The sequence below is a fragment of the Lacisediminihabitans sp. genome (genome assembly GCF_036404185.1).
In the GTDB taxonomy this organism is placed as follows: Bacteria; Actinomycetota; Actinomycetes; order Actinomycetales; family Microbacteriaceae; genus Lacisediminihabitans.
In genome coordinates this window covers 1-5673 of sequence record NZ_DASWPB010000042.1, presented here as the reverse complement: position 1 = coordinate 5673, position 5673 = coordinate 1, and the positions used below count along the sequence as shown (strand labels likewise).

Genomic DNA, 5673 nt, shown 5'->3' with positions numbered 1-5673 from the left:
GCGCAGCACGTCCTCGACGGCGACCTCGTCCAGCTTGCCGTTGGTGCCGGCCCAGATCGAGACGACCTGCTCCTCGACCGGGTACGGCGAGTACTGCGGCTGGCGCAGCAGCTCGGTGAGCCGGGCGCCGCGTTCGAGCTGACGACGGCTGGCCGGGTCGAGGTCGGAGGCGAACATCGCGAAGGCCTGGAGCGACCGGTACTGGGCCAGCTCGAGCTTGAGCGTTCCCGACACCTTCTTGATCGACTTGACCTGAGCGTCGCCACCGACGCGGGAGACCGAGATTCCGACGTCGACGGCCGGGCGCTGGTTGGCGTTGAAGAGGTCGGACTGCAGGAAGATCTGGCCGTCGGTGATCGAGATCACGTTGGTCGGGATGTATGCGGAGACGTCGTTCGCCTTGGTCTCGATGATCGGCAGCCCGGTCATCGACCCGGCGCCCAGCTCGTCGGAGAGCTTCGCACAGCGCTCGAGCAGCCGGGAGTGCAGGTAGAAGACGTCGCCGGGGTACGCCTCGCGTCCCGGCGGGCGACGCAGGAGCAGCGAAACCGCGCGATAGGCCTCCGCCTGCTTGGACAGGTCGTCGAAGATGATCAGCACGTGCTTGCCACCGTACATCCAGTGCTGGCCGATGGCCGAGCCCGTGTACGGAGCGAGGTACTTGAAGCCGGCGGGGTCGGAGGCCGGGGACGCGACGATGGTCGTGTACTCCATGGCTCCCGCATCCTCGAGCGCGCCCTTCACCGAGGCGATGGTCGAGCCCTTCTGGCCGATGGCGACGTAGATGCAGCGGACCTGCTTCGTGACGTCGCCGGATGCCCAGTTCGCCTTCTGGTTGATGATCGTGTCGATCGCGATCGCCGTCTTGCCGGTCTGGCGGTCACCGATGATGAGCTGGCGCTGGCCGCGGCCGATCGGGATCATGGCGTCGATCGCCTTGATGCCGGTCTGCATGGGTTCGTGGACGGACTTGCGCTGCATGACGCCGGGGGCCTGCACCTCGAGCGCGCGACGACCCTCCTCCTTGATCTCGCCGAGACCGTCGATCGGGTTGCCGAGGGGATCGACGACCCTGCCGAGGTAATCGTCGCCGACGGGCACGGACAGCACGTCGCCGGTGCGGGTCACCTCGAGGCCTTCGACGATGCCGTCGAACTCCCCGAGCACGATCACGCCGACCTCGTTCTCGTCGAGGTTCTGGGCCAGTCCCAGGGTGCCGTCGGCGAAACGGATGAGCTCGTTGGCCATGACGCCGGGCAGACCCTGCACGTGGGCGATGCCGTCCGCGGCGTCGATGACGTAGCCGACCTCGGTCTTGGAGGCGGTCGCCGGGTCGTATGACGTGACAAAATCCTTGAGCGCGTTGCGGATCTCATCGGGGCTGATCGTTAGGTCTGCCATCTTGTTTCCTTGTCTTCGCGAAGCGGTGGGCTTCGGGTCTGAGGTCGCCTTACCTGGCGAGTTGAAGTCTGAGTTCTTTGAGCTTGCTGGCGACGCTGCCATCGATCACGTCGTCGCCGACCTGAACACGCAGCCCGCCGATGATGTCCGGATCGACGATGAGGTTGATCTTGAGTTCGCGACCGAAGCTCTTCGCCAGTCCCTGCTGCAGGCGTCCGAGCTGCTCCGGTGCGATGGGGGTCGCACTCGTCACGGTCGCCAGCGACAGCCCGGCCTGATCGGCGACGATGGATGCTGCGGTGTTCAGCAGCTCGCCGATCCGACGACCACGGGGCTGCTGCACCAGGTGACGCACGATGGCGAGGGTCTGCGCCGTGACCTTCTTCGCGAGCAGGGAGTCGATGAGCGCCAGCTTGGAGTCGACGCCGCCGAGCTTGCTGCCGACCGCTAGCTCGAGCGCCGCGTCGGAGCTCACCGCGGCGCCGAAGGCGAACAGCTCGCCGTCGATGTTCGCCGACGCCGGTGCCGATTCCGCCGCGGCCCGAAGGCCCAGCTCCTCGATGGCCGCGAGCAGGTCGTCCTGACGGGACCAGCTGTGGCTGACGACGACGCCGAGCAGGGTCAGGCTCTTCGCCCCGAGCCCGTCGCCGAACACCGCCTCCAGCGCCTGCTGCTTGCGGGCGGCAGCGACGGACGGGTCGGTGAGGATCGAGACGAGCTGCGATGACTCGTTGATGATCCTGCCGGCGGAGAAGAGCTCCTCCGCCATCGCCAGATCGACCTTGCCGAGGGAGGACAGCTCCGCCCTCGCCGCCGCAAGCGCACCCCTGGTCGCTGAACCCATGTTATTTGCTCGACTTCTCTTCTGAGGCATCCTGTTCGGACGCCTCCAACTCGGCGAGGAACTGATCGACCAGCCGTGCGGCCGTCTTGTCGTCGGAGAGGCTCTGCCCGATGACGCCGGAGGCCAGATCGATCGCGAGCGAGCCGACCTCCGCGCGCAGCGAGACGAGCGCCGCCTGGCGCTCCGCCTCGATCTGCACGGAGGCGTTCGCCGTGATGCGGGCGGCCTCGATGGAGGCCTGCTCCTTCAGTTCGTTGAGGATCCTGACGCCGTCCTGACGAGCCTGGTCGCGGATCTTCGCGGCCTCCGCCCTGGCCTCGGCCAATTGCTCGTTGTACCGGTCGAGCGCCGCGGAGGCCTCGGCCTGGGCGTTCTCGGCCTTCTTGATGCCACCCTCGATCACCTCGGTGCGGGCGTCGAGGGTCTTCTTCACGGAGGGAAGGATCTTCCACCAGAAGAAAGCGAGCAGGAGAACGAAGACAATGGTGCCCCAAACCAGGTCTGGGGTCTCGGGGAGCAGCGGATTGTGCTGCTCCTCGGCCGCTGCGAGAAGTGCCGGGAGCATTACTGGCCCGCGGTGAAGATGAAGTACGTGGCGATGCCGATGAAGGCGAGCGCCTCAGTGAATGCGATACCGATGTACATGAGCACCGTGAGGCGACCCTGCAGCTCCGGCTGGCGCGCTACCGATTCGATGGTCTTTCCGACGACGAAACCGACTCCGATTGCCGGGCCGATGGCCGCGAGGCCGTAGCCGACCGTCGCGATGTTTCCGCTGATGGCGGCGACAGTTGTGGTGTCCACGTTGTGTTTCCTTCCGTGATGGTGAATCGGGCGGTTGCCCGGCTCGTTTAGTGCTCGTCAGCCAGCGCGAGCTGGATGTAGACCGTGGTGAGGAGAGTGAAGACGTACGCCTGCAGCACCGCGATGAGGATCTCGAAGAGGGTGAAGACGATGCCGAAGGCGAAGGTTCCGATGCCGAAGAACTTGAACAGCCCGTCGGCCTGGAAGAAGAAGAACGAGGTCGCCAGGAAGAACAGCACCAGCAGGAGGTGACCGACGATCATGTTCATGAGGAGTCGGAGCGTCAGGGTGATCGGCCGGAGGATGAAGGTCGAGACGAACTCGATCGGCGTCACGAGGATGTAGAGGAACCAGGGCACCCCCGGGGGGAACAGCGCGTTCCGGAAGAACTTGAGCGCGCCCTTCTTGACGCCCGCGTAGATGAACGCGGCATAGGCGATGACGGCGAGCAGCAGCGGCACGCCGATGACCGAGGTCCCCGCGACGTTGAGGAGCGGGACGACGCCGGTGAGATTCATGACGAGCACCATGAAGAAGATGGTGGTCAGCAGAGGAAGGAACCTGCGGCCGTCCTTCTTGCCGAGCAGGTCCTCGGCGATGTTGACCCGCACGAGGTCGAGGCCCATCTCCGCGATGTTCTGGGCACGGCCGGGCACGAGCTTCATCCGGCGGGTGGTCAGCCAGAAGAAGAGGATGATCGCGACGAGCACGATCAGCCGGATGATCATGATCCGGTTCAGCTCGAACGGGGTGCCGACGAACAGCACGGGCTTCGGAAAGAACTCATTGATCGATGGCCCGACGAAGCCCCCGTCACCGGAGGCGGCAACGGGATGGAGCACATCGAGGGCGTTAAGTAACAGCGCAATCTCCAGGATCGGGGCGCGCAATCACGCGGCAAACAATTGGGGGGACGTTCGATTGTTATCTTATCAAGAGAGCCTAGGGTAAAAGGTCCTGTTCCGGGGGGACGGAAGCGTCGGAGGCGGAGGGCGCCGCCGGCAGGTCGCTCACGTAGGGAAGCCGCGAACGGGCGATCACCACCACGTCGACGACGAGCGTCCCGACGATCGCGACGACCAGCGACAGGAAGAGCACGGTGGTCTGCACCCAGGACTGGTCCTTGAGGACGATCAGCAGCACGATGAACACCACGAACTTGAGCAGCCAGGCTCCCATGACGATGCCGAAGAAGGCGCCGCTGAGCAGCTGCCCCTTGGCCACATGGGTCGCCAGGACGATGCTCGCCGCGGTGATGCCGAGGAAGACGACGGCCATCGCGGTGCCGATGAGCGCGCTGACGATCCCGACGCCTCCGGCCACGAGGAAACCGATCACCGAGCCGACGATCGCGATCGCGGCGGCGAGGAGACCGCCGAGCGCGAGGATCCGCTGGAGAATGGGCACGGCGCTCATGGGTTGTCCTTCTTGTTGAGGGTCTCGAGGGCGGCCGACTGGGCCTCCTCGATGTCGGCATCGTGCCTGGTGTCCGGGGGGAGGACGGTCGTGTTCGCCGCCGCGTCCAGGGGATCGAAGCGGCTGGCATCCGCCTGCTCCGCCTCGTCCGGGCTGGCCGACTGGACGGCCACCTCGACCGCCTTGCGCTTGGTCAGCGGCGCGAGCGTGAACCACGCACACACCACGAGGCCGACGGCGACGAAAGCCACGGCGAGCGGCGCGGGAATCCGGAACAGGAAGAGCAGACAGCCGATCGCGACGACGCCGGTCCAGGCGTAGAAGATCAGCACGGCGCGCACGTCCGAATGCCCGAGGTCGAGCAGCCGGTGATGCAGATGCTTGCGGTCGGCCGTGAACGGCGACTTGCCCGCCCGCAGCCGCCGGAAGACGGCCAGGGCGAAGTCGAGCAGCGGGATGATGAGGATGGCGAAGGGCAGCAGGATCGGGATGAACGCCGGGATGAACTGCTTCGCATAGGTGAGCTGCCCCACGTCCACCTGGCCGGTGACGGAGATGGCGGAGGTCGCCATGAGCAGGCCGACGAGCAGCGCGCCGGCGTCGCCCATGAAGAGCTTGGCCGGATGCCAGTTCAGCGGCAGGAAGCCGACGCAGGCGCCGATGAGCACCGCGGTGATGAGCGAGGCGAGGTTGAAGTACTCCGTCTGCGCCAGCCGCTGGGCGAGGATGTAGCTGTAGACGAAGAAGACGCCGTTGGCGATGATGGTCACGCCGGCCACGAGCCCGTCCAGGCCGTCGATGAAGTTGATGGCGTTCATCACCAGCACCACGGCGAGAACGGTGATGACGAGTCCCGCGTAGGACGAGAGCACCATGATCCCGCCGGGGATCGGCAGCTGGGTCAGCTGCACCCCCTGCCAGGCCAGCAGTCCGGCCGCCAGGATCTGCGCAGCCAGCTTCGTCGTCCAGTCGAGGTCCCAGATGTCGTCGGCGACGCCGATGAGCATGATGATGAGGGCCGCGCCGAGGATGGCGAAGATGGGGCCGGGATTGGCGAAGATGAGGTGGAACTGCGGCAGCTGCGACGCCACGGCGAAGGAGACGACGATCCCGATGAACATCGCGATGCCGCCGAGGCGCGGCGTCGGGCGCTTGTGGACGTCGCGGGCGCGGATGGCCGGATAGAGCCGGAACCTCATGCCGAGCCG

At 66.1% G+C, this 5673-nt stretch carries 7 protein-coding genes; all 7 read right to left on the bottom strand.

The window, feature by feature from the left end; translation table 11 throughout:
* A partial coding sequence (gene atpA, locus VGC18_RS02230) for a F0F1 ATP synthase subunit alpha (protein WP_331093777.1) occupies positions 1-1401 on the bottom strand: 1401 nt, incomplete at its 3' end.
* Between the two features lie 49 nt (positions 1402-1450).
* Positions 1451-2245, bottom strand: a complete 795-nt coding sequence (locus VGC18_RS02225; RefSeq protein WP_331093775.1) for a F0F1 ATP synthase subunit delta — start codon at positions 2243-2245, stop codon at positions 1451-1453.
* Between the two features lies 1 nt (position 2246).
* Positions 2247-2810 carry a F0F1 ATP synthase subunit B gene (locus VGC18_RS02220; protein ID WP_331093773.1) on the bottom strand — a complete coding sequence of 188 codons (564 nt, stop codon included), beginning with the start codon at positions 2808-2810 and terminating at the stop codon, positions 2247-2249.
* Complete coding sequence (atpE, locus tag VGC18_RS02215; RefSeq protein ID WP_331093771.1) at positions 2810-3049, bottom strand: ATP synthase F0 subunit C; 240 nt, start codon at positions 3047-3049, stop codon at positions 2810-2812. The genes VGC18_RS02220 and atpE overlap by 1 nt, the downstream gene beginning before the upstream one ends.
* A gap of 47 nt (positions 3050-3096) precedes the next feature.
* Positions 3097-3891, bottom strand: coding sequence for a F0F1 ATP synthase subunit A (gene atpB / locus VGC18_RS02210; RefSeq protein ID WP_331093769.1), 795 nt, complete (start codon positions 3889-3891; stop codon positions 3097-3099).
* A 100-nt stretch (positions 3892-3991) separates the two neighbouring features.
* On the bottom strand, positions 3992-4465 hold the full coding sequence (locus tag VGC18_RS02205) for a hypothetical protein (protein WP_331093767.1): 474 nt from the start codon (positions 4463-4465) through the stop codon (positions 3992-3994).
* Positions 4462-5673, bottom strand: a 1212-nt coding sequence (locus VGC18_RS02200) for an MraY family glycosyltransferase (protein WP_331093766.1), incomplete at its 5' end; no start/stop codon positions are given. The genes VGC18_RS02205 and VGC18_RS02200, both read right to left, overlap by 4 nt.

Bases quoted from the DNA above. Each gene is read 5' to 3' on its own strand.
- VGC18_RS02225 (WP_331093775.1), bottom strand. From the start codon at position 2,245: ATGGGTTCAGCGACCAGGGGTGCGCTTGCGGCGGCGAGGGCGGAGCTG.
- VGC18_RS02220 (WP_331093773.1), bottom strand. From the start codon at position 2,810: ATGCTCCCGGCACTTCTCGCAGCGGCCGAGGAGCAGCACAATCCGCTG.
- VGC18_RS02205 (WP_331093767.1), bottom strand. From the start codon at position 4,465: ATGAGCGCCGTGCCCATTCTCCAGCGGATCCTCGCGCTCGGCGGTCTC.